General features: G+C 68.2%; 24 protein-coding genes, 1 other RNA gene and 2 pseudogenes. 16 read left to right on the top strand and 11 right to left on the bottom strand.

The genetic code is table 11. From position 1 onward, the window contains the following. A pseudogene (locus H261_RS18145) lies at positions 1 to 898 on the bottom strand (N-acetylmuramoyl-L-alanine amidase); the annotation flags it as partial. 499 nt (positions 899 to 1,397) lie between these two features. Between H261_RS18145 and H261_RS18140 the strand changes: the two are divergent. The 4 genes from H261_RS18140 to H261_RS18125 all read left to right on the top strand — a co-directional run bounded on the left by H261_RS18140 (position 1,398) and on the right by H261_RS18125 (position 6,975). Continuing rightward, the gene (locus H261_RS18140; RefSeq protein ID WP_008620410.1) at positions 1,398 to 4,199 is read left to right on the top strand and encodes an Rne/Rng family ribonuclease; all 2,802 of its coding nucleotides are present in this window, start codon (positions 1,398 to 1,400) and stop codon (positions 4,197 to 4,199) included. 62 nt (positions 4,200 to 4,261) lie between these two features. Continuing rightward, positions 4,262 to 4,921, top strand: a complete 660-nt coding sequence (locus tag H261_RS18135; protein ID WP_008620409.1) for a DUF6134 family protein — start codon at positions 4,262 to 4,264, stop codon at positions 4,919 to 4,921. Positions 4,922 to 4,930: 9 nt separating this feature from the next. Next, positions 4,931 to 5,608 (top strand): response regulator, encoded by a 678-nt coding sequence (locus H261_RS18130; RefSeq protein ID WP_008620408.1) that lies wholly within the window; start codon positions 4,931 to 4,933, stop codon positions 5,606 to 5,608. Beyond that, positions 5,605 to 6,975 carry an ATP-binding protein gene (locus tag H261_RS18125; protein WP_008620407.1) on the top strand — a complete coding sequence of 457 codons (1,371 nt, stop codon included), beginning with the start codon at positions 5,605 to 5,607 and terminating at the stop codon, positions 6,973 to 6,975. The genes H261_RS18130 and H261_RS18125 overlap by 4 nt, the downstream gene beginning before the upstream one ends. Here the strand turns inward: H261_RS18125 and H261_RS26660 are convergent. Both H261_RS26660 and H261_RS26655 read right to left on the bottom strand, forming a co-directional pair. Beyond that, entirely contained in the window at positions 6,954 to 7,283 is a 330-nt protein-coding gene (locus tag H261_RS26660; protein WP_322096299.1) for an MFS transporter, read from the bottom strand. The two genes, H261_RS18125 and H261_RS26660, sit on opposite strands and share 22 nt — an antisense overlap. A 122-nt stretch (positions 7,284 to 7,405) precedes the next feature. After that, positions 7,406 to 8,071: pseudogene (locus H261_RS26655) on the bottom strand (MFS transporter); the annotation flags it as partial. 163 nt (positions 8,072 to 8,234) lie between these two features. Between H261_RS26655 and H261_RS18115 the strand changes: the two are divergent. After that, positions 8,235 to 9,116 (top strand): carbohydrate kinase family protein, encoded by an 882-nt coding sequence (locus H261_RS18115; RefSeq protein WP_008620406.1) that lies wholly within the window; start codon positions 8,235 to 8,237, stop codon positions 9,114 to 9,116. Here H261_RS18115 and fsa read toward each other — a convergent pair. Then, on the bottom strand, positions 9,076 to 9,732 hold the full coding sequence (fsa, locus tag H261_RS18110; protein WP_008620405.1) for a fructose-6-phosphate aldolase: 657 nt from the start codon (positions 9,730 to 9,732) through the stop codon (positions 9,076 to 9,078). The genes H261_RS18115 and fsa overlap by 41 nt on opposite strands. A gap of 58 nt (positions 9,733 to 9,790) precedes the next feature. Next, positions 9,791 to 10,078 (bottom strand): flagellar motor switch protein FliN, encoded by a 288-nt coding sequence (gene fliN, locus H261_RS18105; protein WP_008620404.1) that lies wholly within the window; start codon positions 10,076 to 10,078, stop codon positions 9,791 to 9,793. 166 nt (positions 10,079 to 10,244) lie between these two features. Between fliN and H261_RS18100 the strand changes: the two genes are divergently transcribed. The 3 genes from H261_RS18100 (at position 10,245) to H261_RS18090 (ending at position 12,013) form a co-directional block, all read left to right on the top strand. Next, entirely contained in the window at positions 10,245 to 10,577 is a 333-nt protein-coding gene (locus H261_RS18100) for a hypothetical protein (RefSeq protein WP_008620403.1), read from the top strand. Beyond that, positions 10,574 to 11,374: an alpha/beta hydrolase gene (locus tag H261_RS18095; protein WP_008620402.1), complete on the top strand. Its 801-nt coding sequence runs from the start codon at positions 10,574 to 10,576 to the stop codon at positions 11,372 to 11,374. Before H261_RS18100 ends, H261_RS18095 begins: the two co-directional genes overlap by 4 nt. Positions 11,375 to 11,587: 213 nt before the next feature. After that, positions 11,588 to 12,013: a hypothetical protein gene (locus H261_RS18090; RefSeq protein ID WP_040476836.1), complete on the top strand. Its 426-nt coding sequence runs from the start codon at positions 11,588 to 11,590 to the stop codon at positions 12,011 to 12,013. A gap of 97 nt (positions 12,014 to 12,110) precedes the next feature. On the opposite strand, the gene H261_RS18085 is transcribed toward H261_RS18090, so the two are convergent. The 3 genes from H261_RS18085 to ssrA all read right to left on the bottom strand — a co-directional run bounded on the left by H261_RS18085 (position 12,111) and on the right by ssrA (position 14,728). Beyond that, positions 12,111 to 13,727 carry a fumarate hydratase gene (locus H261_RS18085; protein WP_008620398.1) on the bottom strand — a complete coding sequence of 539 codons (1,617 nt, stop codon included), beginning with the start codon at positions 13,725 to 13,727 and terminating at the stop codon, positions 12,111 to 12,113. Between the two features lie 128 nt (positions 13,728 to 13,855). After that, positions 13,856 to 14,374, bottom strand: coding sequence for an SspB family protein (locus H261_RS18080; protein ID WP_008620396.1), 519 nt, complete (start codon positions 14,372 to 14,374; stop codon positions 13,856 to 13,858). A 33-nt stretch (positions 14,375 to 14,407) separates the two neighbouring features. Continuing rightward, positions 14,408 to 14,728, bottom strand: a transfer-messenger RNA (tmRNA) gene (ssrA, locus tag H261_RS24010). A gap of 69 nt (positions 14,729 to 14,797) precedes the next feature. On the opposite strand from ssrA, the gene H261_RS18075 reads away from it, so the two are divergent. The 6 genes from H261_RS18075 to H261_RS18050 all read left to right on the top strand — a co-directional run bounded on the left by H261_RS18075 (position 14,798) and on the right by H261_RS18050 (position 21,054). Continuing rightward, positions 14,798 to 15,592: a thymidylate synthase gene (locus tag H261_RS18075; protein ID WP_008620393.1), complete on the top strand. Its 795-nt coding sequence runs from the start codon at positions 14,798 to 14,800 to the stop codon at positions 15,590 to 15,592. Then, entirely contained in the window at positions 15,589 to 16,080 is a 492-nt protein-coding gene (locus H261_RS18070; protein ID WP_008620392.1) for a dihydrofolate reductase, read from the top strand. The genes H261_RS18075 and H261_RS18070 overlap by 4 nt, the downstream gene beginning before the upstream one ends. Positions 16,081 to 16,170: 90 nt before the next feature. Next, positions 16,171 to 17,913 carry an ABC transporter permease gene (locus tag H261_RS18065; protein ID WP_008620388.1) on the top strand — a complete coding sequence of 581 codons (1,743 nt, stop codon included), beginning with the start codon at positions 16,171 to 16,173 and terminating at the stop codon, positions 17,911 to 17,913. 11 nt (positions 17,914 to 17,924) lie between these two features. Continuing rightward, positions 17,925 to 19,286, top strand: a complete 1,362-nt coding sequence (locus H261_RS18060) for an ABC transporter ATP-binding protein (RefSeq protein WP_008620386.1) — start codon at positions 17,925 to 17,927, stop codon at positions 19,284 to 19,286. A 93-nt stretch (positions 19,287 to 19,379) separates the two neighbouring features. After that, positions 19,380 to 20,363: a TRAP transporter substrate-binding protein DctP gene (gene dctP / locus H261_RS18055; protein ID WP_008620383.1), complete on the top strand. Its 984-nt coding sequence runs from the start codon at positions 19,380 to 19,382 to the stop codon at positions 20,361 to 20,363. Positions 20,364 to 20,367: 4 nt separating this feature from the next. Continuing rightward, the gene (locus H261_RS18050; protein ID WP_008620381.1) at positions 20,368 to 21,054 is read left to right on the top strand and encodes a class I SAM-dependent methyltransferase; all 687 of its coding nucleotides are present in this window, start codon (positions 20,368 to 20,370) and stop codon (positions 21,052 to 21,054) included. Here H261_RS18050 and H261_RS18045 read toward each other — a convergent pair whose 3' ends face one another. Further along, positions 21,055 to 21,894: an alpha/beta fold hydrolase gene (locus H261_RS18045; protein WP_008620379.1), complete on the bottom strand. Its 840-nt coding sequence runs from the start codon at positions 21,892 to 21,894 to the stop codon at positions 21,055 to 21,057. 66 nt (positions 21,895 to 21,960) lie between these two features. Here H261_RS18045 and H261_RS18040 point away from each other — a divergent pair, with 66 nt between their 5' ends. Then, the gene (locus H261_RS18040) at positions 21,961 to 23,418 is read left to right on the top strand and encodes an NAD-dependent succinate-semialdehyde dehydrogenase (RefSeq protein WP_008620377.1); all 1,458 of its coding nucleotides are present in this window, start codon (positions 21,961 to 21,963) and stop codon (positions 23,416 to 23,418) included. A 30-nt stretch (positions 23,419 to 23,448) separates the two neighbouring features. On the opposite strand, the gene H261_RS18035 is transcribed toward H261_RS18040, so the two are convergent. Together H261_RS18035 and H261_RS18030 are read right to left on the bottom strand one after the other, a co-directional pair. Beyond that, complete coding sequence (locus H261_RS18035; protein ID WP_008620375.1) at positions 23,449 to 24,231, bottom strand: PleD family two-component system response regulator; 783 nt, start codon at positions 24,229 to 24,231, stop codon at positions 23,449 to 23,451. Positions 24,232 to 24,305: 74 nt separating this feature from the next. Further along, entirely contained in the window at positions 24,306 to 24,728 is a 423-nt protein-coding gene (locus tag H261_RS18030) for an RrF2 family transcriptional regulator (RefSeq protein ID WP_008620374.1), read from the bottom strand. A gap of 188 nt (positions 24,729 to 24,916) precedes the next feature. Here H261_RS18030 and H261_RS26180 point away from each other — a divergent pair. After that, a partial coding sequence (locus H261_RS26180; RefSeq protein WP_008620373.1) for a histidine kinase dimerization/phospho-acceptor domain-containing protein occupies positions 24,917 to 26,714 on the top strand: 1,798 nt, incomplete at its 3' end.

The following is a 26,714-nucleotide window of genomic DNA, read 5'->3' as shown; positions in this document are numbered from 1 at the left end:
GCACGCCATCCTTGGCCTTGGCCTTGGCGACGGTCTCGGGGGCGGAAGGCGGCGGCTGCAGCACCTGCTGCTGCGGCGGCGGGGGCGCGGGCTGCGCCGCCGGCGGAGGCGCCGCCGCCGGGCGCTCGGGCGGCGGCGGCATGGGGGCCGACAGCATGGGAGCGCCCTGGGGGGCGCGGCCCGCCTTCTCCGCCGGCGACGGACGCTCCACCGGCATGGGCGGCGCAATCAGGTTGACCGGCGACGACGCCACAACAACCGGCGCGGCGGTCACCGGCTCGGGCGGCGGCAGGGCCGTCTCGGCCGGGGCGTTGGGGCTGGTCACCACGATACGGTTGGCGGTCAGGGGATTTCCCCCCGGGGGATTGACCGGCGGACGCGCCGCCTCGGCGGGCACGGCCTCCGGCAGCCGGAATTCCTCGGCCGGCTTGGCGGCGGCGGGCGGCTTCAGCACCGGGGCCTTGCCGCCGGTCCCGGCGGCGGCCAGAAAAGCCTCGCGCGTGGTTTCCGACAGGTCCACCACCAGGCGGTGGCCCATGCCGTCGCGCGGCGGAATGATGAAGGCGCTCTTGACCAGGGCGGGCTTCCGGAGGTCAAGGACGATGCGCTCGCCCTCCAGGTGCAGGGAATTGACCGAGCCCCACGGCTTGGAAATACCGGCCGGCCCGGCGAAGTCGGTCCCTGCCAGATCGATGGCTATACGGTAGGGATCGGCCATGGGGGTGACCTTGAAGACCACCTGGTCGGACAGGTCGAGGACGAAGCGGGTGACCCCCTCGCTGTGAATGCCCAGCCGGGCGCCCGACGCCGTCGCCGCCAGGGAGCGGGGCACGCCGCCCACTCCCCAGGCCAAAGCCAGGGCCATCAGCGCCGACAGGAAACGCGGTCTTGTCCTCATCTGCCTCATGGTCGCGGGCCGATTGGTAAAACTGTTTGACAGCTATAGCGCAGGCGCTGACTCAAGCTCAACTCAAAACGCATTGATTCACCAGACTCTTCCGCCGTTTTCCCCATACGTGTGGACTGGCTGCAACAAGATCGTTGTCGAATGGACCCGGCAAGGCTATTTTGACTGCCCATGAGCTCGCATTATCCGACAGTCCCCCATGGGACGATGGCGTCACGGTGGTTCGCAATGACTGCGAACCCGGGGATGCGCCATGGCTCGGACCGCGATGCCGTACTCGAATTCGAAGCCGGGCGGATCCGCCCGCGATCAGGTTTCCGCCGAATGAGGCCCGCATCCGTTTCCGGACGCGCGGTCGTTTTCCAAGGCGCCGCTGGTTCCAGCGGCAAACCCATTGATCGCCCGTGCCTGCGCGCCGGCTTCGCTGGATCAGACAGCCGCTCGCATGCGCCCTGCGCGTCGCGGGCGGCGCCACGGAGAGATCGCCTTAATGGTCAAGCGTATGTTGATCGACGCCACCCACCCGGAAGAGACCCGGGTCGTGGTCGTCAATGGAACCCGCCTGGAAGAACTGGATGTTGAGACATCCACCAAGCGGCAGCTGAAGGGTAACATCTATCTGGCCAAGGTGGTGAGGGTCGAACCCTCGCTCCAGGCTGCCTTCGTCGAATACGGGGGCAACCGCCACGGCTTCCTGGCCTTCAGCGAAATCCACCCTGATTACTTCCAGATTCCGGTGGCCGACCGCCAGGCGCTGCTGGCCGCCCAGCGCGCCGAGGTGATGCGCGAGGCCACCAACGACCGCGACGACGCCGACGCCATCGGCGAGGGCCATCTGGCCGCCGAGGCCGTGGCCGAGCAGGCCGACGGCACCACCGTCGAGGACGCTCCCGCCTCCGACGGCGATAACGGCGACGGCGCGGAGAGTTCCGAGCGGTCGCCGCGCAAGCGCCACGTGGAAACCGTGGGCGGCGACGACGACGCCGAGAACGAACGCCGCCGCGCCCGCCTGCTGCGCAACTACAAGATCCAGGAAGTGGTCAAGCGCCGCCAGATCATGCTGGTCCAGGTGGTCAAGGAAGAGCGCGGCAACAAGGGCGCCGCTCTCACCACCTACCTGTCCCTGGCCGGCCGCTATTGCGTGCTGATGCCCAACACGGCGCGCGGCGGCGGGGTGTCGCGCAAGATCGTTTCCGCCACCGACCGCCGGCGGCTCAAGTCCATCGCCAACGAGATGGACATTCCCGACGGCATGGCGGTGATCATCCGCACCGCCGGTTCCGAGCGTTCGAAGACCGAGATCAAGCGCGACTACGAATACCTGCTGCGCATGTGGGACAGCGTGCGCGAGCTGACGCTGAAGTCCAGCGCCCCCGCCCTGGTCTATGAAGAGGCCAGCCTGATCAAGCGCTCGATCCGCGACCTCTATTCCCGCGACATCGACGAAGTGCTGGTGGACGGCGACGAAGGCTACCGTCTGGCCAAGGACTACATGCGCATGCTGACGCCGTCGCATGCCAAGAAGGTCCAGCCCTACAAGGACCCGGTGATGCCCATGTTCCACCGCTATCAGGTGGAAGCCCAGTTGGACGCCATGCATTCGCCGGTGGTCCAGCTGAAGTCGGGCGGCTACATCGTCATCAGCCAGACCGAGGCGCTGGTCGCCATCGACGTCAATTCCGGCCGTTCCACCAAGGAACGCCACATTGAGGAGACGGCGCTCAAGACCAACATGGAAGCCGCCGACGAGGTGGCTCGCCAACTGCGCCTGCGCGACCTGGCCGGCCTGATCGTCATCGACTTCATCGACATGGAGGAGAACCGCAACAACCATGCGGTGGAGCGCCGCCTGAAGGAGGCGCTGAAGAACGACCGCGCCCGCATCCAGGTGGGCAAGATCAGCGCCTTCGGCCTGCTGGAGCTGTCGCGCCAGCGCCTGCGCCCCTCGCTCCAGGAAACCACCTTCAGCCCCTGCCCCCATTGCGGCGGCACCGGCCTGGTGCGTTCGGTGGAATCGGCCGCCGTGCACATCCTGCGCGCCATCGAGGAGGAGGGCATCCGCCGCCGTTCCTCCGAGATCACCGTGTACGTGCCCACCGCCATCGCGCTGTACATCCTCAACCAGAAGCGCTCGGCGCTGGCCGCCATCGAGGAGCGCTACGAGTTCGACGTGCTGCTGTCCGGCGACGACACCCTGATCCCGCCGGCCTTCCGCATGGACAAGATCAAGGCCGAGTTCCGTCCCGACGAGCCGGCCCGCACCGCCATCTCCATGGATGACGCCGCCCACCGCCCGCCCGCCGAGGCCGAGCCGGAAGAGGCCGAGGAGGACGAGGAGGACGAGGACGAGGAGGCTCGGCCCGAGCGCCCGGCCCGGGCCAGGGACGACCGCAACAAGGAAGAGCGCGCCGAAGAGGGCGAGGACGGCGAGGCCGGACGCAAGCGCCGCCGCCGCCGCCGCCGCCGCCGCAAGCCCGGCGACGACCGTCCCGAGCAGGGCGAGGCCGCCGCCGGTGAGGAGCACCTCCACGGCGAAGGTGAAGGTGAAACCGGGGCCGAAACCGAGGCCGAGGATGACGAGAACGACGCCGAAGGCGAAGGTGAAGGTGAAGGTGAAGGTGAAGGTGAAGGCGTCCGGACCGAGGGCGGCGACGACGACCAGCCGCGCAAGCGCCGCCGTGGCCGCCGTGGCGGCCGCCGCCGCCGCCGCCGTGACGGCGAGGGTGGCGAGGCAGGTGAGGGCGGTGAGGGTGGAGAAGAGGCCGAGGCCTCGGATGCCGTGACCGCCGGGCCGGCCGACGAAGGCCAGCCCGAGGAGGACGCCGCGGATGCGGCGGCCGAACCGGAAGCCGCGACCGCCGAGGACGCCGCTCCCGCCGCCGAGGACAAGCCCAAGCGCAAGCGCGCCCCGGCCAAGAAGAAGGCCGAGGCTGAGGCCGGCACCGAGGCCGAACCCAAGGCCAAGGGCCGGACGAGGGCCAAGGCCAAGACCGAAGCCGCCGAGGAACCGGCCGCCGCCGAGGACGGCGAAAAGCCCAAGCGCAAGCGCGCCCCGGCCAAGAAGAAGGCCGAGGCCAAGGCCGAGGTTCAACTGGCCCCGGAAATCGCCGTGGAACCGGCCCCTGCCCCCCAGTTGGAGCCCGAGCCTGTGCCCCAGCCGGAGCCGCCCGAGCCGGAAGCCGCCGCCCCTGCCATCGCCGCCGAGGTGATCGTGGCGCCGGTGGCCGAGGCCGAGCCCCCGGCGCCGGCCAAGCCGCCGCGCAAGGGCTGGTGGAACCGCTTGATGTCCTGATCGACGTGTGCGGCCCCCGGTTCGCCGGGGGCCGCCCGTCACAGCAGAGGTACCCGCCGCGCATGAGGACACTGCGTCCGCTCATCGCCGCCATGGTTCTGCTTGTTACCGCCCAGGTCGCGGCGGCCATGCCCGCCATCCTGACGGCCCATCCCGAGCAGCCCCTGGCCTTCACCGTCACCCGCAACGGCGGCCCCATCGGCTACCACAAATACGCCTTCCGGCCGCACAAGAGCGGCTTCGAGGTCCATGTGGAGGCCGACATCAGGGTGAGCTTCCTGCTCATTCCCTTCTTCGTCTACGAGCAGCAAGGCGTCGAAATCTGGGAAAACGGCCGCTTCAAGGCGCTGGACTACGTCACCAACGACGACGGTATCCGTCACCAGGTCAAGGCCGAGGTGGCCGGCGGCCAGATGCGGGTGTCGGTGGACGGCAAACCGGCCAGCCTCCATCCCGAGATGATCCCCGGCACGCTGTGGTATCAGCCGCCGCCCCAGGCCTCCATGATGCTCGATCCCGGCGACGGCACGCCCACCAGGCTGAAGGTCGAGTTCCTGGGCGAGGACACCATCGCCGTCCGAGGCCAGCCGACCCGCGCCACCCGCTGGCTGTGGGATGACGGGCTGCGCCGGGAGGTATGGTACGATGCCGCCGGCAAGACCCTGGTCCAGCTCTGGATCAAGGGCGACGACGGATCGGACATCTACTACATCCTGCAATAGGCGGAGCCCATGCGTATTCTGCTGGTGGAAGACAATGACCGCCTGGCGGAATTCATCTCGTCGGGGCTGCGCAACGCCGGCTTCGTACCCGACGTGTTCGGCACCGTCGCCGACGCCAGCGCCGCCTTCGACGCTGCCGCCTACCAGGCGGCCATCGTCGACCTGGGCTTGCCCGACGGCGACGGCCTGGACATCGTCCGCGCCCAGCGGGCCAAGGCCGCCCCCTGCCCCATGATGGTGCTGACCGCCCGCGACGGGGTCAGCGACCGGGTCTCGGGGCTGAATGCCGGCGCCGACGACTACCTGCTGAAGCCCTTCGCCATGGAGGAGCTGATCGCCCGCCTGCGCGCCATCCTTCGCCGTCCGGGCGCGGCGCTTTCGGTGGAACTGTCCTTGAGCAACCTCGCCTTCGACACCGCCGGACGCGAGGTGCGGGTGGACGGCAAGGTGGTGTCCATGCCCCGGCGCGAGATGGAGATGCTGGAACACCTGCTGCGCCGCTCGGGCAAGGTGGTGTCCAAGCGCTCGCTGGAGGAGGGGTTGTACGGCTTCGACGACGATGTCACCCCCAATTCCGTGGAGGTGCTGGTCTCGCGCCTGCGCAAGCGCCTGCAGCAATCGGGCGCCCAGGTCGGCGTCCACACCCTGCGGGGCATCGGTTACATGCTGGCGGACGGCGCCCCTTGACCGGCCAGCCGCCGGCCATCCTGTGGCGTATCGTCGTCCGCCTGTCGCTAACCACCCTGGTCGCCATCGTGCTGGCCTATTCCTGGCTGTGGTGGAAATACCGCTCGGTCACAGAGATCATGCGCGACACCTATCTGATCGAGCAGGCGGTCTCCATCCGCAACCAGGTGGACATCCGGGAGAACGGCGACATCGTCCTCAACATGCCGGTCACCCAGCTGGCCGCCTACGCCGCGTCGGACGGCAACCTGCGCTTTGCCGTCCGCGACTGGCGCAGCGGGCGGGTGCTGGTGCATGGCGGCGAGGAGGTGGGCCCCGTCCCGCTGATCGGCGACGGCCCCCGGCTCTACCGCCGCAATCCCGACGGGCCGGGCCCCGTGCTGATGTTCGGCGCCGCCCTGCTGATGGGAATGCCGGGCAGCGAGATGGTGGTCCAGGTGGAGGAGAACGGCAGCGACTTCGACGCCATGACCCGCTCGCTGGTCGAACGCTTCGCCCGGGAAGGCGGCTGGCTGGGCGCCCCCTTCCTGCTGGCCATGCTGCTGGTCAGTCTGGTGACCATCCGCAATTCACTGCTGCCGCTGCGGCGCCTGTCGGAGCAGGCCGCCGCCATCGGCCCGGCCAGCACCGACATCCGCCTGCCGGAAACCGACGTCCCGCGCGAGATTCTGCCGCTGGTCCACGCCGTCAACAGCGCGCTCGACCGCATCGAGGCGGGGTTTCGCATCCAGCGCGACTTCACCGCCGACGCCGCCCACGAACTGCGCACCCCGCTGGCGGTGCTGCGCGCCCATATCGAGACCCTCTCCGACCCGGCCATCCGCGACGCCCTGGTCCGTGACGCGGAATCCATGACCCGGCTGATCGGCCAGTTGCTGGCGGTGGCACGCGCCGAGGCGCTGACCGTCGCCACCGACGACCAGGCCGACCTCAACGCCATCGCCGTCGACGTCGGCACCTTCCTGGCGCCCATGGCGCTGAAGCAGCGCCGGATGATCGAGGTCGTCGAGGCGCCCGGCCCCTGCCTGGTGGCCGCCAATGCCGAGGCGGTGTTCGGCGCCGCCCGCAATCTGGTGGAGAACGCCCTGATCCACACGCCGTTCGACACCATGGTCACCGTCCGGGTGGAGAGTCCGGCCACCCTGCGGGTCGAGGATCGCGGCCCCGGCATCCCCTCCGACCTGCGCGAACGCATCTTCCAGCGCTTCTGGCGGGCCGAACGGCGCAAGAGCGGCTCCGGCCTGGGCCTGGCCATCGTCCAGGGGATCATGGAAGCCCATGGCGGGCAGGTCGAGGTGGACGACCGTCCCGGCGGCGGCGCGGTGTTCTCGCTGATCTTCCCCGGTCAGGGCGCCCAGCGGCGATAGGCCAGGGCACCGAGGACGCAGGCCGTTCCGCCCAGCGCCACGGTGGGCTGGGGACCGATGCGCTCGGACAGGAAACCGGCCAGCAGCGAGCCGAGCGGCGTCGCCGCCATGAAGGTCATGGTGTAGAGCGCCATGGTGCGCGCCCGGAAGGCATCGGGCACCAGGGTCTGGACCAGGGTCTGCGACGCGGTGTTGTGCGCGACCAGGGCCATGCCGGCCAGGGCCAGCAATCCGGCCGAGAGCCAGGGCAGGGTGGACAGGGCGAAGGCCGCCAGGGCGGCGCCGAAGGCGGCGAGCCCCCAGGCCACCCGATGCCGCGACGCTCCTCCCGCCGGCCCGGCCACCGCCAGCGAGGCCAGCAGGGCGCCCGCCCCGCCCCGCTCATCAACAGGCCCAGCGTCTCCGGCCCGCCGCCCAGCACCCGGTCGGCGAACACCGGCATCAGCACGGAAAACGACATGCCCATCAGCCCCGACAGGCCCAGCATCGCCATCAGCGCCAGGATGGGGGGGTGCCCAGCCACGAAGGCGAGGCCGGCCGCGACCCGCGCCAGCATGCTCTCCCCCGCCGGGGCGGCAGTTCCCCCTTCCGGCTCGGGCATCAGGGCCAGGGCGGCGAGGACCGCCAGGAAGCTGGCGGCGTTGAGGACGAAGCACCAGCCCTCGCCCACGTCCGCCACCAGGGCTCCGGCCAATGCCGGCGCCACCAGCCGCGCCGCGTTGAAGATGGAGGCGTCGAGCGCCACGGCGTTGCCCAGGTCGTCCTTGCCCACCAGATCGACGGTAAAGGCCTGGCGGGCGGGAATGTCCACCGCGTTGATGACGCCAAACACCATCGCCAGGGCCAGGACGTGCCAGACCTCGACCATGTCGCCCAGGGTCAGCGCCGCCAGCCCCGCCGCCTGGGCCAGGAAAGCCCCCTGGGTGATCATGATCAGGCGACGGCGCGGCAGCCGGTCGGCCACGGCGCCGCCCAGCAGGCCGAAGACGAACACCGGGATCTGCCCGACGAAGGCCACCAGCCCCAGCATCTCGGCCGAGCCGGTCAGGCGGTAGACCAGCCAGCTTTGCGCCACCATCTGCATCCATGAGCCCATCAGCGACACCGCCTGGCCGCAGAAGAACAGGCGGTAGCCGGGATGGCGCAGGGCGCGGCCCCAGGACCGGGGGGCGCGGCTGGAATGGGTTTCGCTCATGACGGTCATCATGGCATCGCCACGGCTTTGGAGCTATCCTGAGGGTGGATTAAAGGAGGCCGCGATGGCACGAATCGTGGTCCTGGGCAATATCGCCCGCGACGAAGTCATCCACCTGGATCACCGCCTGCGGGAGGGAGCCCATCTGCAGGGAACCCCGCCGGCCGCCCGGCTGGGCGGCGGCGGCGCCAATACCGCCATCGCCCTGGCCCATGCCGGCCATGAGGTTTCCCTGGTGGCGGCGGTGGGAACCGATCCCCTGGCCGACGAGTTGCTGGCCGAACTGTCGCGCTACGGCGTCGACATCGGCCCGGTCACCCGCATTTCCGGCCCCACCACCCGCTCGCTGGTCCTGCTCGACCCCGAGGGCGAACGCACCATCGTCAACCTGACCCGGGCGCGGGAAAGCCGGTCGCCGCGCCGCCTGCTCGACCTGGGCGCCGATTGCGTCTATGTGCGTTCCAACGGCCAGAATCTGGCCGGGCTGCTGCGGGAAAAGGCGGCGCTGTGCCCCATCGTCGCCCAGATCCGCCCGCTGGAGGAAGGCCACCTGCCAGTCCAGATACTGATCGGCTCGCATGGGGACCTGGACACCCGCTTCCTGGCCGATCCCCTGGCCGAGAGCCGCAAGCTGGCCGGCGATGTCCTGCGCTGGGTGGTGATCACCCATGGCGGCGAGGGCGCCGAGGCGTTCGGCATCGGGGGAGAGCGCCTGCGAGCCACCGCCCCCGACGTGCCGGTGGTGGACACCACGGGAGCCGGCGATTCCTTCGCCGCCGGCCTGACCCATGCCCTGGCCCTGGGGCTGGACATGACCCAGGCCCTGCCGCTGGCGGTGCGCTGGGGGGCGGCCAAGGTCAGCCGGATGGGCTCGTTCCTCGACCGCGATGCCGTGCGCGAGGTCCTCAGAGAATCGACTGGCCGGTCTTCGCCCAATCGGCCATGAAAGAAGCGAGGCCCTTGTCGGTCAGCGGATGCTGGACCATCTGGCGCAGCACCGCCGGCGGCATGGTGACCACATGGGCGCCCAGCCGCGCCGCTTCCGTCACATGCATGGGGTGGCGGATGGAGGCGGCCAGCACCTCGGTGCGGAACGCCGGGTATTCGCGGTAGATGGAGACGATGTCGGCGATCAGTTCCATGCCGTCCTGGCCGATATCGTCCAGACGCCCGACGAAGGGCGAGATGAAGGCGGCGCCGGCCTTGGCGGCCAGGATGGCCTGATTGGCCGAGAAGCAGAGGGTGACGTTGACCTTGACCCCGTCGTCGGCCAGCACCTTGCAGGTCCTGAGCCCCGCCAGGGTCAGCGGCACCTTGACCGCCACGTTGGGACGCAGCGCCGCCAGCTTGCGGCCCTCGGCCAGCATGGTCTCGAAATCGGTAGCGGCCACCTCGGCCGAGATGGGGCCGGGCACGATGTCGCAGATCTCGGCCACCACGTCGAGGATCTTGCGTCCCGACTTGGCGATCAGCGACGGATTGGTGGTGACGCCGTCCACCAGCCCGGTGGCGGCCAGCTCGCGGATTTCGGCGACTTCGGCGGTATCGATGAAGAACTTCATGTCTGGCCCCTGGTTCTCGCGGATGCGGGACCAGAGACTACCAGGGACGAGCGGCGCGTCAATCGGCGGCGCGCTTCAGCACCTCGGTGATGGTCACCGCCAGATGGTCCTCGACCACCACCACCTCGGCGCGGCAGACCTTCTTGCGGTTGACGTAGAGATCGACCGGATCGTTGACCTTGCGGTCCAGTTCCACCACGGCGCCGCGGCCCAGCTTCAGCAACTGGGCGATGGGCAGGTTGGCGGTCCCTAGCACCGCCGACAACTCCACCGAGACGTCGTAGACTGCCTCGCGGTTCTCTCCCAGACCCAGGGCTGCGTTGATCGCGTCGTCGCTGTCGGCCATGTCGCTTCATCCTTTTGGCCCAGAACGCGCGGGCCTTCACAATATATAGCATACCCGGCATTTCCGAACATCCGGTTAACCGCGGCCGCGGGGCCTTTGCACATTGGAGACGGTTGCGGTTGCGCCCCCCACCCCGCTATGATCCGGCCGGGCAGAGGAAGGGCGCATGAGCACGGAAATCTATTCCTGCCGCGAAGGCCAGGAACTCAAGCAGGGCAAGCTGGACTATTCCGACATCGAGGATCGGGAAACCGCCGAGATCGACGCCAAGCGGCGCTGCAAGCTTGATCCCACCATCAAGAAGGTGGCTTATTACAAGGTGGCCGCCGACGGCGAGTTCCGCATGTTCTTCTCCTACACCAATCCCCATTGCCGGCCGGCCCCCAAGGCGAAACCGGCAGGTGTCCCCCTTCCCCCCCGCAAGCCGGCGCCTGTGAAAAAAGCGGAACCCAAGCCGGGCCTCCTCGCCCGGCTGAAAAGATCGATCGGCTTCAAGTGAAACTGGAACTCCTGCACTGCCACCCGCCGGAAGGCCCCGCCTCCGGGCGGCCGTCGCTGCTGTTCGTCCACGGCTCCTATTGCGGCGCCTGGGTGTGGGCCGAACACTTCATGCCGTTTTTCGCCCGTCGCGGCTGGTCCAGCCACGCGGTGTCGCTGCGCGGCCACGGCGAGAGCGAGGGCGGCTTCAACTACGCCTCGCTGGCCGATTACGTCACCGATATCCATTCGGCCATGGCGCATGTGGGCGGCGAGGTGATCCTGGTCGGCCATTCCCTGGGCGGATTGCTGGTCCAGCATTGCCTGGCCGGCGACGAGCGCGTCCGCGCCGCCGTGCTGATGGCCAGCGTCCCGCCGTCCGGCCTGATGTCGTCGGCGCTGCACCTGTCGCTGTTCTCCCCCGATGTCTGCCTGCAATTCGGATTGCTGCAGGCCCTGGGCCCCTCGGCGGTCAAGGGCGAGGTCATCCGCCGCGCCTTCTTCGCCAGTTCCACTCCGGACGACGCCGTGGCCCATCTGCTGCCCCGGTTGCAGCGGGAATCCCACCGCATCTGCGTCGAACTGCTCAATCCCGTCCGCCCATCCCTGCCGCTGGGCGAATGGCGTCCGGATATCCTGGTGCTGGGCGGCGACCGCGATGTCCTGGTTCCCGCCGCCGCCCTGATGGAGACCGCCACCTATTTCGACGCCGACCTGTCGGTGCTGACCGGCGCACCCCACGGACTGATGCTCGATGATTGCTGGTGGCAGGCGACGGCGGAACGCACCTTGTCCTGGCTGGACAGCAAAGGTCTGTGAAATACAACGACGGTATTCGGCGATTATTCGCCGGAACCTGTCCTTGGCCAATGCCCGGAGCTTCTGCCAACCCGGCGTCATTGTTCCATGGGTGATTCTCCCGAGGGGCGGCGGCGACTCTTTAACCCGCCGTGTTAGCGCTTCCCTTCGGCCACCCGCAGGGGTATGCTTAACCTTGGATTAATCTAGGTCCCGTGTATCTAGGCCCACATCATGGCATTGAGCACCAAACAGGTCGGATCGGCAGCGGCGGCGGCGTCCAGCGTGGCGGCGGCGACGGTCCGTATCGGCCATGGCGGGCGCAATGTGGCGTCCTCGACCCGCCCCGACGTGGAACGGCTGGACTACGCCCAGCACATGGGCCTCAACGAGGAATCCATCCTCCGCTTCCAGCAGGAAAACGGAATCAATCCCGACGGCGGCCGCCGCCAGCGCGACGAGCGGGGCGGTTTCGCGCCGCAGACCTCGCTGCGCATCTTCGAATACGGCACCGACACCTCGGAAGACGGCAGCGACCCCACCTCGTCGCGGATTTTCCTCAACGACGTCCTGCGCGGCGTCGGTACCTATGAGCAGAACATCCGCATCACCTCGCCCGGCTCGGTCAAGCCCGGCAGCGTGATGAACTACCTGTTCTGAACCGCGACGGCGATCCCGACCCGACAGCAGCGCCCGTCTCCGCGGTTTCCACCATGCCCGACACAAGGCCGGACATGGCGGAAGGTTGCGCCCCGCCTCAGTGGGCGAACTCGGCGAAGAAGTCGTTGCCCTTGTCGTCGACGACGATGAAGGCGGGGAAGTCCACCACCTCGATGCGCCAGATGGCTTCCATGCCCAGTTCGGGGTATTCGATGACCTCGACCTTCTTGATGCAGTCCTGGGCCAGACGGGCGGCGGCGCCGCCCACCGAACCCAGGTAGAAGCCGCCGTGCTTCTTGCACGAATCGGTGACCGTCTTGGAACGGTTGCCCTTGGCGATCATCAGCATGGAACCGCCGGCGGCCTGGAACTGATCCACATAGGAATCCATGCGCCCCGCCGTGGTCGGGCCGAACGAACCCGAGGCATAGTTGGACGGCGTCTTGGCCGGGCCGGCATAGTAGACACCCATCTGCTTGAAATACTCGGGCAGGCCCTCGCCCTTGTCCAGGCGCTCCTTGAGCTTGGCGTGGGCGATGTCGCGCGCCACGATCATCGGGCCGGAGAGCGACACGCGGGTCTTCACCGGGTACTGGGAGAGGGTCTTCCTGATCTCGTCCATGGGACGGTTGAGGTCGATCTTGACCACCTCGCCGTTCAGCTTGGAAACGTCCACATCGGGCAGGAACCTGGCCGGGTCGCGCTCCATGGCCTCCACGTAGACGCCATCCTTGGTGATCTTGCCCAGGATCTGGCGGTCGGCGGAACACGACACGCCGATGGCCACCGGACACGAGGCGCCGTGGCGCGGCAGACGGATGACGCGGACGTCGTGACAGAAGTACTTGCCGCCGAACTGGGCGCCGATACCCATGTCCTGGGTCATCTTGAGGACGATCTGCTCCAGTTCCACGTCGCGGAAGGCCTGGCCGTACCTGTTGCCGGCGGTGGGCAGGGAGTCCAGGTACTTGGCCGAGGCCAGCTTGACCGTCTTCAGGCACATCTCGGCCGACAGGCCGCCGATGACGATGGCCAGATGGTAGGGCGGGCAGGCGCTGGTCCCCAGGGTGCGGATCTGGGCGTCGAGGAAGGTCAGCAGGCTCTTGGGGTTCAGCAGCGCCTTGGTCTGCTGATAGAGAAAGGTCTTGTTGGCCGAACCGCCGCCCTTGGCCATGAACATGAACTTGTAGGCATCGCCCTCGGTGGCGAACAGGTCGATCTGGGCCGGCAGGTTGGTGCCGGTGTTGACCTCCTCGTACATGTCGATGGGGGCGGTCTGGGAATAGCGCAGGTTCAGCTCGGTATAGGCCTCCTGCACGCCCTGGGAGATGGCGGCCTCGTCGCCGCCGCCGGTCCACACCTTCTGGCCCTTCTTGCCCATGACGATGGCGGTGCCGGTGTCCTGGCACATGGGCAGCACGCCGCCGGCGGCGATGCAGGCGTTCTTCAGCAGGTCATAGGCGACGAAGCGGTCGTTGGGAGACGAACCGGCGTCGTCGAGAATGTTCCTCAACTGCTGCAGATGGGCGGGACGCAGCAGGTGCGAGGTATCCTTGATGGCTTCCTTGGTCAGCCGGGTGATCGCCTCGGGGGCCACCGTCACCACGGTCTGGCCGTTGAAGCTGGCGGTCCCCACCCCGTCGCTGGTGATCTTGCGGTAGGGGGTGTCGTCGGAAGACAGCGGGAACAGCTCGTGGTGGGCGAAATCGGACATGCTCGGCGACCTCGGTCTGAGAAGAAACGGGTAGCGCCGCCCCACCCATCGGGGCTGGACGGCTGTCCCTGGTCAAACACCTTTTTCAGGCCGAGGTCAAGGGCGGCCGCAAGGGGCGGCCCCGAAACTCACTTCTTGCGGAATTTGTCCAGCGCCACCACGTTGCCGTCGCCCCCACCCTCGCCCGGGGGCTGGGGCTCGGGCTTGTCGCCCACATCGGCGGCGGCGGGCGCGCGGGACGGCTCGGGATCGAACGCGTCGATCTCCATGTCGTCCTCGTCGTCATCGCCGGGAATGGCCTGGAACTGCAGTCCGAACTTGGCGGAAGGATCGGCGAAGCCGGTCACCGCCGAGAAGGGGATCACCATCCGCTCGGGCTTGCCCGAGAACGACAGCGTCACCGCGAAACCGTCCTCGGTGACGTCCAGGTCCCAGAACTGGTGCTGCAGCACGATGGTCATCTCGTCGGGATGGCGCGCCTTCAGGTGGTCGGCCATCTCCACGTCGGGATGATGGGGACGGAAGGTGACGTAGAAGTGATGCTCGCCCGGCAGGCCGTGTTCGGCGGCAAAGACCAGCGAGTCGCGAACCACGCCGCGCAGGGCCTCTTCCACCATCTTGTCGTAACGCAGTTCTTCCACCGGCACGAAATCCCATCCCTTGGCTGAACGCCGAAATGAAGTGGGGGGAGTTCTGTTGCCCGGTTCCCCCCGGACCGCGCTTACGGACTAAGCCGCAGCGGCAAGTTCAACGTTGTCGTTGGCACTTGTTAGGATTGACCCGATAACGGTGGTATCATGCCGAACGCAAACCAGACCTTTACTACGCACGTCGATCCTATTTCGCCCCCGATGGTCCGACCCGCGTGTGAGCCGGGAAATCTGGTGGAGGCGCCGGGTACCGCCCCCGGGTCCGTAACGTCTATTCCGCGTGGCGTTTAGCGTCATAGCCGGTTGCCCGGCGTCCCCACTATAAAGCGGGCGAGAGCGAAGCGCCAGCCTTGTCGGGAGTCTTTCGGCGCGGCCGGCGCTGGGGTACAGTGCGCGCGACGCAACCCGGAGGCTCGCCCCTTGCATCCGTACCTTGATCTGCTGCGGCGCATCCGTGCCGAAGGCACCGTCAAAGCCGACCGCACCGGCACCGGCACCACCAGCGTGTTCGGCCACCAGATGCGCTTCGACCTGGGCGAGGGCTTTCCCCTGGTGACCACCAAGAAGCTCCACACCCGCTCCATCTTCCACGAGCTGCTGTGGTTCCTGAAGGGCGACACCAACATCCGCTATCTCAAGGACCACAAGGTCTCCATCTGGGACGAGTGGGCGGACGACAACGGCGACCTGGGGCCGGTCTACGGCAAGCAGTGGCGCTCGTGGGCCTGCCCCGACGGACGCACCGTCGACCAGATCGCCCAGGTGGTGGAGATGATCAGGAAGAGCCCGGATTCGCGCCGCCTGATCGTCTCGGCCTGGAATCCCGCCGACATCGAGTCCATGGCGCTGCCGCCCTGCCATTGCCTGTTCCAGTTCTACGTGGCCGAGGGAAAGCTGTCGTGCCAGCTCTACCAGCGCTCGGCCGACGCGTTCCTGGGGGTGCCGTTCAACATCGCCTCCTACGCCCTGCTGACCCACATGATGGCCCAGGTGACCGGGCTGGAGCCGGGCGATTTCGTCCACACCTTCGGCGACGCCCACCTCTATTCCAACCACATGGAGCAGGCGGCGCTGCAGATGTCGCGCCCGCCCCTCCCCCTGCCCCGGCTGGAATTGAACCCCGAGGTGAAGGATCTCTTCGCCTTCACCATCGACGACATCAAGGTGGTGGACTACCGGTGCCACCCCCACATCGCCGCCCCGGTGGCGGTATGATCCCGAGCGTTTCAATCATCGTCGCGGTCGCCGCCAACGGAGTGATCGGCAAGGACAACGCCTTGCCCTGGCACATCCCCGAGGATCTGAAATGGTTCAAGGAGAACACCCTGGGCAAGCCGGTGATCATGGGGCGCAAGACCTGGGAGTCCATCGGCCGGCCTCTGCCTAAGCGCCCCAACATCGTGGTGACGCGGCAGGCGGAGTGGCGGGCCGAGGGCGCTCATACCGCCCATTCCCTGGACGAGGCCCTGGACCTGGCGACGCGGCTGGCCCCCGGGGCGGTCGAACTGATGGTGATCGGCGGCAACGCCCTGTTCGCCGAGGCGCTGCCCCGGGCGGCGCGCCTCTATCTCACCGAGATCGCCCGCGCCTACGAGGGCGACACGCTTTTCCCCGCCCTCGACCGCTCTCTCTGGCGGGAAACCCTGCGCCGCCCCAATGCCGGCGAGCCCCCCTTCGACTTCGTGGTGCTGGAACGGGCCTGACTGTCACACTCCTGTAAGCTTTCCCGCCTCGACAAAGGCGGGTCGGGCAGGCTATGAGGGGCGCGTTCAACCCGAACCGAGATGGCTGACATGCGCTGGAGCCTTCCCACGGTCGCGGTGGCGCCGGACCTCAAGCCCAACCTCTGGGATCTGGCGCTGATTCCGGTGATCTTCGCCCTGTTGGCGCTGCTGGCCTACGGCAGCACCCAGATGACGACACCCTACGACGTGGGCGAGAAGCTGGCCCTGTCGCTGGACCCTGTCAACCTGCCCTATTACCTGCTGCGCAGCGCATTGCGCATGGCCGCCGCCCTGCTGGCCTCGCTGGCCTTCACCCTGGTCTACGCCACCCTGGCCGCCAAGGTGCCGGCCCTGGAAAAGGTCCTGGTCCCGGTCCTCGACATCCTGCAGTCCATTCCCATCCTGGGCTTCCTGTCCATCACGGTGGCCGGCTTCATCGCCCTGTTCCCCGGTAATCTGCTCGGCGTGGAATGCGCCGCCATCTTCGCCATTTTCACCTCGCAGGCATGGAACATGACGTTCAGCCTGTATTCCTCGCTGAAGACGGTGCCCAACGACCTGATCGAGGCGTCCAAGGTGTTCCACCTGTCGGCCTGGCAGCGCTTCTGGCGCCTGGAGATGCCGTGGGGCATGCCCGGCCTGGTGTGGAACATGATGATCTCGGTGTCGGGCGGCTGGTTCTTCGTGGTGGCGTCGGAGGCCATCACCGTGTCGGGCCAGACCATCATGCTGCCCGGCGTCGGTTCCTATATCGCCCTGGCCATCGCCGAGAAGAACCTGGAGGCCATCGGCTGGGCCATCCTGGCGGTGCTGGCCGGCATCGTGGTCTATGACCAGTTGATGTTCCGCCCGCTGGTGGCGTGGACCGACAAGTTCCGCGTCGATACCGCGCCGGGCGAGCAGCGCCCCGAATCCTGGCTGCTGACCCTGATGCAGCGCGGCCGGCTGTTCCGCGCCCTGGCCAAGCTGCCCGGGCTGGTCTGGGACCTGACCGCCGCCGGGCTGAGGCGCCGCCGCCCCGAGGCCCCTGAATTCCATGCCACCGACCGCCTGTCCCTCACCCTGCCCGCCTGGGCCAGCCATGCCTGGGACGCGCTGCTGATCCTGGCCACCGTGGCCGCCCTGGTGCAGGTGGGCCTGTTCGTGCACGGCTCGGTCGGCCTGATCGAGATGGGGCAGGTGCTGCTCTACGGACTGGCCACCACGGTGCGGGTGGTGGTGCTGATCTTCCTGGCCTCGCTGATCTGGGTCCCCATCGGGGTGTGGATCGGGCAAAGGCCCATGGTGGCGCAGAACGTCCAGTGGATCGCCCAGTTCCTGGCCGCCTTCCCCGCCAATCTGATGTTCCCGGTGGCGGTGCTGCTGATCCTGCGCTTCGACCTCAACGTCGATGTGTGGACCAGCCCGCTGATGATCCTGGGCACCCAGTGGTACATCCTGTTCAACGTCATCTCCGGCGCCGCCGCCATGCCCCAGGACATGAAGGACGCGGCGGGCAATCTGGGCCTGTCGGGCTGGCTGCGCTGGAAGAAGTTCATCCTGCCGGCCATCTTCCCCTCCTACGTCACCGGCGCCTTCAACGCGGCGGGGGGATCGTGGAACGCCGCCATCGTCTCCGAGCTGGTCAGCTGGGGCGATACCACCCTGCGGGCGGTGGGCCTGGGCTCGTACATCGCCAAGGCCACCGTCGACGGCGACTTTCCCCGCATCGCGTTGGGCATCGCCGTGATGTGCCTGTTCGTGATGGGCTTCAACCGCTTCCTGTGGCGGCCGCTGTACATGCGGGCCGCCGACAGGGTTCGCCTGGACTGAAGGATAGGGCCATGGCCGAGATCACCGCTGCCCCCACCGCCCTGCTCGACCTCAGGGGCGTGCGCAAGACCTTCCGCACCCCCGAGCGCCACGAGCGCACTGTGCTCGAAGGCGTCGACTTCAAGCTGGAGGAGGGCGAGATCGTCGCCCTGCTGGGCAAGTCGGGCTCGGGCAAGTCGACCCTGCTGCGCATCATGGCCGGGCTGATCAAGGCCAATGGCGGCGAGGTCAAGTACCGCGGGCGGCCGATCACCGGCCCGGCGCGGGGTATTTCCATGGTGTTCCAGTCCTTCGCCCTGTTCCCCTGGCTGACGGTGCAGGAGAACGTCGAACTGGGCCTGGAGGCGGCGGGCATCGGCAAGGCCGAGCGCGAGGAGCGCGCCAACGAGGCCATCGACCTGATCGGCCTGGGCGGCTACGAGAGCGCGTATCCCAAGGAACTGTCGGGCGGCATGCGCCAGCGGGTCGGCTTCGCCCGCGCCCTGGTGATGCGCCCCGACGTGCTGCTGCTGGACGAGCCGTTCTCGGCGCTGGACGTGCTGACCTCGGAAACGCTCCGCGAAGACCTGGTGGAACTGTGGGACGAGCGCAAGATTCCCACCAAGGGCATCCTGCTGATCTCCCACAACATCGAGGAGGCGGTGTCCGTCGCCGACCGGGTGCTGGTGTTCTCCTCCGACCCTGGGCGGGTGCGGGCCGAGATCCGCGTCAACCTGCCCCGGCCCCGCGATACCGAATCCGCCGCCTTCCGCCAGATCGTCGACGAGGTCTACACCCTGATGACCGCCAACGTCCGGGGCGGCGGGCTGGGGGCGGCCGAACAGCTGACCCTGGGCTACCGCCTGCCCGACACCACGCCGGGCAAGATGGCCGGCCTGCTGGAGACCATCGCCGAGGCGCCCTTCCACGGCCGCGCCGACCTGCCCCAGCTGGCCGAGGAGACCGAGCTGGAGGACGACCAGCTGTTCCACCTGTTCGAGGGGCTGCGCGTCCTGGGACTGGCCCGCATCGCGGCGGGCGATATCTTCGTCACTCCCTCGGGCCAGGCCTTCGTCGAGGCCGAGGACGCCTACCGCAAGGACCTGTTCGCCGAGGCGCTGGTCAAGAACATCCCGCTGGCCGCCCATATCCGCCGGGTGCTGGACGAGCGCAAGGACCACCGCGCCCCGGAAGACCGCTTCCTGCAGGAATTGCAGGACTACCTCACCGACGACGAGGCCGAACGCGTGCTGGAAACCGCCATCACCTGGGGCCGCTACGCCGAGATCTTCGACTACGACTACAATGCCGGCGTACTGATGCTGCCCGAGGAAGTGGTCGAGGAGATGGAGGCCGGCGACGATATCCACGACGACACCGACCTTCGGGAATAGTTGCCCGACGCCCGCGAACGTGGTGCACTGTCGGCGGGGGATGTTCGGGGGGACTGCGCAGCGGTGCTGAGACGGATTCTGGCGCGTGGATGGATGCTGGCGACCGCGGCCATGGCGGCGTTTGCCGTCGTGTCCGTCCCCCTCGTCCCGGCGGCGGCCGAGACCTGGACCGCCTCGTACCAGTTTCCGCCCGGCGACCTGCGCGACGACGCCATGCGCTCCATCGCCCGCGCCATGGAGCCTCATGGCCTGACCATCCGCCTCTACGCCGCCGCCTCGCTGCTGCGCCCCGGCGACCAGTGGGGGGCGCTGACCGGCGGCAATATCGACATGGTGCTCATGCCGGTCGACTACCTGCTGGACCGCTTCCCCCAGTTGGCGGTGCTGTCCCTGCCGACCATGATCCGCAGCCGGACCCAGGCCGAGCATGTTTCCGCGTCGCCGGCCATGCGCGAGTTGAAGCGCCAGATCGAGGCGGCCGGCGTGGTCATCCTGGCCGATTCATGGATTCCCGGCGCCTATGCCAGCCGCCACCGCTGCGTGGCCACCCCCGCCGACGCCAAGGGCCTGAGGGCGCGGACCATCGGCCGCTTCATGGGCGAGTACTGGGCCGGGGCCGGGGCGGTGCCGGTGCCGGTCGCCACCTCGGAGGCGCTGGGTACCCTGGTCAGCAACGACCTGATCGACATCGCCAACACCTCGGCGGCCACCCTGCTCAGCTTGCGCATGGAGCGCAAGTTCGCCTGCCTGACCGTGCCGGGCGAGGGCGGCGCCATGTGGTATCTCTACGAACCGGTCATGGTGTCCAAGCGCCGCTACGATTCCCTGGACGAATCCCGGCGCCAGGCGCTGCACGCGGCGGCGGCGGCGGCCGAGGCCGGATTGTCGGCCTCCCTCTCTCTGCTGGAGCGCCGCCTGGCCGGCAACTTCATCGCCGCCGAGGTCGAGGTGGTCAAGCTGGACGGCGCCGCCATGGATTCCTGGCAGAAGCTGGCGCGGCGCACCGCCTGGAAGTCGTTCCGCGACCACGTGCCGGGCGGCGGCGAACTGATGGACAAGATTCTGGCGGTGGAGTGACCCGTTGAAGGAAACCAGCAAGTCGGTGGCCCGCCGGGCGCGCCAGCCCGAATTCATCACCCGCTATTTCGTCGGCCAGGGCCTGGACATCGGCGGCGGTAGCGATCCCCTGGCCCTTTACGGCGAGCAGTTTCCCGGCATTGCCGGCTGCAAGATCTGGGACGTGGCCGAGGGCGACCTCCAGCACCTGACCGGGCTGGCCGACAACACCTTCGACTTCGTGCACGCCGCCTTCATCCTGCAGAAGATGGCCGACCCCAAGGAAGCGCTGCGCCACTGGCTGCGCGTGCTGAAGCCCGGCGGCCATCTGGTGGCGCTGGTTCCCGACGAGGACATGTACGAGCAGGGGTTCTGGCCGTCGCGCCACAATCCCGAGCACCGCTGGACCTTCACCCTGTTCAAGCCGAAATCGTGGAGCCCGGCTTCGGTCAACCTGCTGGAGGCCCTGGCCTCGCTGGGCGTCCAGGCCGACCTGCGGCGCATCGAGACGCTGGAATCCAGCTATCGTCACCGCCTCCCCCGCTTCGACCAGACCCTGACCCCGGTGGGCGAGGCGGCTATCGAGTTCGTGATCCGCAAGCGCCCCCAGGCCGAGGCGGTGGCCGGCGGACGCCTCAACGCCGAAGCCCAGCTGACCGCCCGCGACGTGTTCCTGCTGACCGGCATGCGGGTGGAACAGCCCAAGGGGTGATCACCCCGCCAGGAACCCCTCCAGCACCGCGATCTGCTCCGGCACGTTCAGCGCCGGGGCATGGCCGCAGTCGGGCACTGTCACCAGCCGGGCCTTGGGGCCGCGCCGGGTCATCTCGTCGGCCACCTCGGGCAGCAGCAGGTCGGACTGGGCACCGCGCAGCACCAGGGTCGGGCAATCCACCCCGTCATACTCGGCCCACAGTTCGTAATCGGCGGCCGAGGCGGCGAACACCCGCATCACCGCCGGATCGTAATGGACGGTGATGCGCCCGTCGCCGCGCCGCCGCGACGAGGTCTCGGCCATGCGCCGCCATTCCTCGTCGGTCTGGAAGCCATAGGGCTTGTAGACCAGCCGTAGGAAATCCTCGAAGGCCGTCATGGTGGGAAAGTGGGGAATCTGGGTGACGTAGGTGCGGATGCGCTCCACCGCCGCCGGATTGAGGGTGGGGCCGATGTCGTTCATCACCAGCCGATCCATGCGCCCCTTCAGCGGTCCCGCCGCCAGCAGCATGCCGAGCGCGCCACCCATGGAGGTGCCGATCCAATCCATCCGCCCGACCCCCAGGGCGTCGAGGATGGCCAGGGCGTGCTTCATGTAGGCGGCCAGGGTGTAATCGCGCTTGGGCGCGCGCGACCATCCCGACAGGCCGCGCCCCAGGGTGTCGGGACAGATCACCCGGTAGCGCCCGCTGAAATGCGCCGCCAGGCTGTCGAAATCCCGCCCGGTGCGGGCCAGGCCGTGCCACATCACCAGGGCCGGCGCCGCCGCGTCCCCCCATTCGGTGACATGGAACTCGCGGCCCAGCGCGGACAGGTAGCGGGAACGGGACGAGGTCATGGCGGCCCCTTTGCGTTGCGAAGCGCTGGAGTATACCCTGTCCGACCCCCGGTTTGGATGGATGCCATGCTGAAACTTTCCGATTCCGCCCTGCTCCGCGACCGCGCCTATGTGGACGGCGCCTGGATTGCCGCCCATTCGGGCGACACCTTCGCCGTCACCAATCCCGCTGATGGGTCGCTGATCATCCGTGTTCCCGCCATGGGTGCCGCCGAGACCCGCGCCGCCATCGAGGCCGCCGACCGCGCCTGGGGGCCGTGGAAGGCCAGGACCGCCAAGGAGCGCTCGGCAGTGCTCAAGCGCTGGTTCGACCTGATCATGGCGGCGCAGAACGACCTGGCGGTGCTGATGACCGCCGAACAGGGCAAGCCCCTGGCCGAGGCCAAGGGCGAGGTGGCCTACGGCGCCGCCTTCGTGGAATGGTTCGCCGAGGAGGCGAAAAGGGTCTATGGCGACGTCATCCCCGAGCATCTGCCCGGCCGGCGTATCGTGGTCACCAAGGAGCCCGTCGGCGTGGTCGCCGCCATCACGCCGTGGAACTTCCCCATCGCCATGATCACCCGCAAATGCGCCCCCGCTTTGGCGGCGGGCTGCCCGGTGGTGGTCAAGCCGGCCGAGGACACGCCGCTGTCCGCCCTGGCCCTGGCCGAGTTGGCCGAGCGCGCCGGCTTTCCGCCCGGAATCTTCAACGTGATCACCGCCGGCGACCCCAAGGCGGTGGGCGGTGAACTGACCGCCAATGCCAAGGTGCGCAAGCTGTCGTTCACCGGTTCCACCGAGGTGGGCAAGCTGCTGATGGCCCAATGCGCCGCCACGGTGAAGAAGCTGTCGCTGGAACTGGGCGGCAACGCGCCGTTCATCGTCTTCGACGACGCCGATCTGGACGCGGCGGTGGTCGGCGCCATGGCGTCCAAGTTCCGCAATACCGGCCAGACCTGCGTCTGCGCCAACCGACTGCTGGTCCAGGACGGCGTCTACGATGCCTTCGCCGCCAAGCTGGCCGAGGCGGTCGGCGCCTTGAAGGTCGGCCCCGGCCTGGAGGGCGACGTCCAACAGGGCCCGCTGATCAACGAGGAGGCGGTGCTGAAAGTGGAGCGCCACATCGCCGATTCCGTCGCCAAGGGGGCGCGCGTCGTGACGGGCGGCCAGCGCCATTCACTGGGCGGCACCTTCTTCCAGCCGACCATCCTGGCCGACGTCACCACCGCCATGGCGCCGTCGCGGGAGGAAACCTTCGGCCCCGTGGCACCGCTGTTCCGCTTCAAGACGGAAGAGGAAGCGGTGCGCATGGCCAACGACACAGAGTTCGGACTGGCCGCCTATTTCTATTCCCGCGACGTGGGCCGGGTCTGGCGGGTGTCGCGCGCCCTGGAATACGGCATCGTCGGCATCAACGAGGGCATCATCTCCACCGAGGTGGCGCCCTTCGGCGGCATGAAGGAATCAGGCCTGGGCCGCGAGGGCTCCAAGTACGGCATCGAGGACTTCCTCGAGGTCAAGTACCTGTGCATGGGCGGAATCTAGGCGGGGATGCGGGCGTCCCCGCCCGCATCCTCAGGTGATGTTGAACCGCGACAGACTCTCGGCCAGGTCGTCGCCGAATTTCGGCCCCTTGCGGATCAGCGAGGCACGGGGCGGCAGGCCCTTCAGCTTGGGATTGCCCCATTCGTAGCTGGTGAACAGGGCGAAGGGGATGCTTTCGGTGACCGGCATGGCGCCCAGCGCGCAGCCCAGATCGACGCCGGACAGCAGGCCCAGTTCCATGGAGGCGATCACCATGTCGGGACGGGTGCGCACCACCGTCTCCATGGCGGAAAAGCCGTCGCGGATGGTCGAGGTGCGGTAGCCGCAGGCGGCCAGTTCGCGCTCGACGATGCGCGACATGGCCTTTTCCGGCACCACCAGCAGGATTTCGACGTTCTTCTTCTCGATCTTGCCGAAATCGATGTCGGCGGTGCGCTTGGCCGGCAGGGCGCGCACCACGGCGGGGGCGTCGGCCTCGGAGATCTGCTCGCCGTCGGCCAGCTTCTCGATCTTGTCGACGAACACCTGGATCTCATCCAGCTCGGACGGGCCGGCCTCCTTCAACTCGCCCACATACTCGTCGAAACGGTGGGTGATCAGCTTGATCATCGGCAGGGTCAGGCCCTGGGCATGGCTGCGCAGGTTGCTGGCCTCGCGCTTCAAGGTGGCCAAGCCCTCGGCGGCGCCGATGCTCTTCGAGCGCATGTTGCCCACCAGCACCTGCAGCTGGCTGGCGGTGTCGCGCAACTCTTCCAGGAACTCGTTGATGACCCGGAGTTCGTTCTCGTTGTCGGCAGTATCAAACGCGGCCATGCTTCCCCCAAACAACTATGCCCGCCAAGGGATACACCACTTGCGGCACAGAGAAAACCCATCCGTAGGAAAGGCTATTCGGCGGCCTGCCGCTGGGCGCCCAGCATGTCGGCCAGGGTGTAGCCGTCCAGGACCTTGAAGAACGCCGAAAGCCCCGAGGACAGGGCGTCGCGGGCGATGCAGCTGCCCGACAGCCGGCATTCGTCGGCGGATTCGCAGCGCATGCAGCGGACCAGGGTGAAGTCGTCCTCGGTCTCGCGGATGAACTGCCCCAGCTTGACGTCCTCGGGCCGGCGCAGCAGACGGACGCCGCCGTACTTGCCCCGCACCGTCTCCAGATAGCCGGCGCGGCCCAACTGGTGCACCACCTTGGTCAGGTGGTTCTTGGAGATGCCGTAGCACTCGGCGATCTCGTTGATGGTGACCAGATCGCCCTTGTGCTGCCCCACATGGACGAGGACTCGCAACGCGTAATCGGTGTGCAGGGTGAGACGCATGGCGGCGGATATCCACATTGGTTTTGTGATGACTCAGAACATGCTGCGATAATATTTGATTTTGGTCAAGCCGGCCGGAAGGCATGGCCGCCGCCCGCCGCGCTGATTTCTTCCACCGCCCTTCCCCCGCCCCTGCTCCGCTAGTACCATCAACGGCGAAAAGGCGAAGGATGGGGATTCCGCCGGCCATGGCGCATACGCACTTCGTTCGGTTGATCCGGGCCCTGCCCATCGCCTGGCGCATTCCGCTGGTGGTGGCGCTCAACGTCTGCGTCGCCCTGGCGGTGGGCGGCCTGGGCTGGCACGCCGCCTCGGTGATGGACCGCGACCTGGACGAGCTGCGCACCGTCCAGTACCGCACCAGCGCCCTGGCCGAGATCGACATCCGCGCCTCGCGCCTGCAGGGCATGATCCGCCAGTATCTGGCCAATCCCACCGACGATCTGCTGAAGGACGCCATGCGCCGCTCGGAGGAGCTGTTCGTGGCCATGGGCGACGCCACCGCCCACCAGAAGCCGCTGTCCGAGGATGCCCGCGCCATGCATCAGGCGGCGCGGCGCTTCGTCGCCGGCTTCCAGACGCTGAAGGCCATCAACGCCGACATCCTGCGCCTCTACGAAAGCGACGTGCTGCAATCCACCAGCGAGATGTCGGGGCTTTACGCCATCCTCAACTCCACCGCCCGTTCGCGGGGCAACGACCCCTTGAGCCCGGCCCTGGTCAAATCCCACGAGAATTTCGTCGAGGCCTTGATCTCCATCAACGCCTTCTACTTCAACGGCGCCGGCGCGGGGGCGATCAACGCCCATGCCAGCCTGCAGCGGGTGACCGACACCGTCCCGGCCCTGACCCATCTGGCCACCAGCGACCTGCAGCGCGACGCCCTGGCGGTGATCGGCACCAGGGCGCGGACCCTGTCGGCGGCCATCGACGCCATCGCGCGGGGCTTCGACGAGCGCTCGCGCATCCTGACCGACGAGGTGGACGCCAGCCAGGCCGCCATGTCGGCCGCCATCGACCGGCTGATCATCCAGGGCCGCGACCGCGAGGAACGGCTGCAACGGCGCTCGCGCCATCAGCTGCTGCGCCTGGCGGTGGTGGGGGCCGGCGCCGCCCTGGCCCTGCTGCTGGTCGGCGCCTGGATCAGCTGGATGATCGGCCAATCCATCCGCTCGCCACTGCAGCGCCTGCGCGAGACCATGGAGGCCGGGGCGGGCGGCGACTGGTCGCGCGAGGTCGAGGACCGCGACCTGCACGACGAACTGGCCGCCATGGCCCGCACCGTCGAGGTGTTCAAGCGCAACTCGCTGGAGAAGCAGCGGCTGGAGGCCGAGCGGGAAGAGGCCGGCCGCCGCGCCGAGGAGGCCAACCGCCGTACCCTGCAGGACCTGCTGGCCCAGATGGAGGCCCACGAGCACCCGGCCACCTTCGCCCAGCCGGTGGCCGCCGCCCCCGAGACCGAGGCCGCCGAGATCGCCGCCGCCTTCAACCGCGTGCTGGCCAAGTTCCACGAGGTCAATCGCGGGCGCGACACCGCCATCTGCGCCCTGACCACCGCCAAGGAGAACGCCGAGGCGGCCAATCTGGCCAAGTCGGCCTTCCTGGCCACCATGAGCCACGAGATCCGCACCCCCATGAACGGGGTGATCGGCATGCTGGAACTGCTGGACCACACCGAGTTGGACGGCGACCAGCGCGACCTGGTGGCCACCACCCGCGATTCCGGGCTGGCCCTGTTGCGCATCCTCGACGATGTGCTGGACTTCTCCAAGATCGAGGCCGGACGGCTGGAACTGGAGCGGGTGCCGGTCCGCCTCGACCGCATCGTCGAAGGCGTGGTGCAGACCGTCGCTCCGGCGGCGGCGGCCAAGTCCCTGGTCATTTCCGCCTTCGTTGACCCCGGCCTGCCCTCCATGGTGCTGGCCGACCCGGTGCGGCTGCGCCAGATCCTGTTCAATCTGGCCGGCAATGCCGTCAAGTTCACCG

The sequence above is a fragment of the Paramagnetospirillum caucaseum genome (assembly GCF_000342045.1).
Taxonomy (GTDB): domain Bacteria; phylum Pseudomonadota; class Alphaproteobacteria; order Rhodospirillales; family Magnetospirillaceae; genus Phaeospirillum; species Phaeospirillum caucaseum.
The sequence above is the reverse complement of the archived record's forward strand: the minus strand, read 5'-3'. Positions and strand labels throughout refer to the sequence as shown.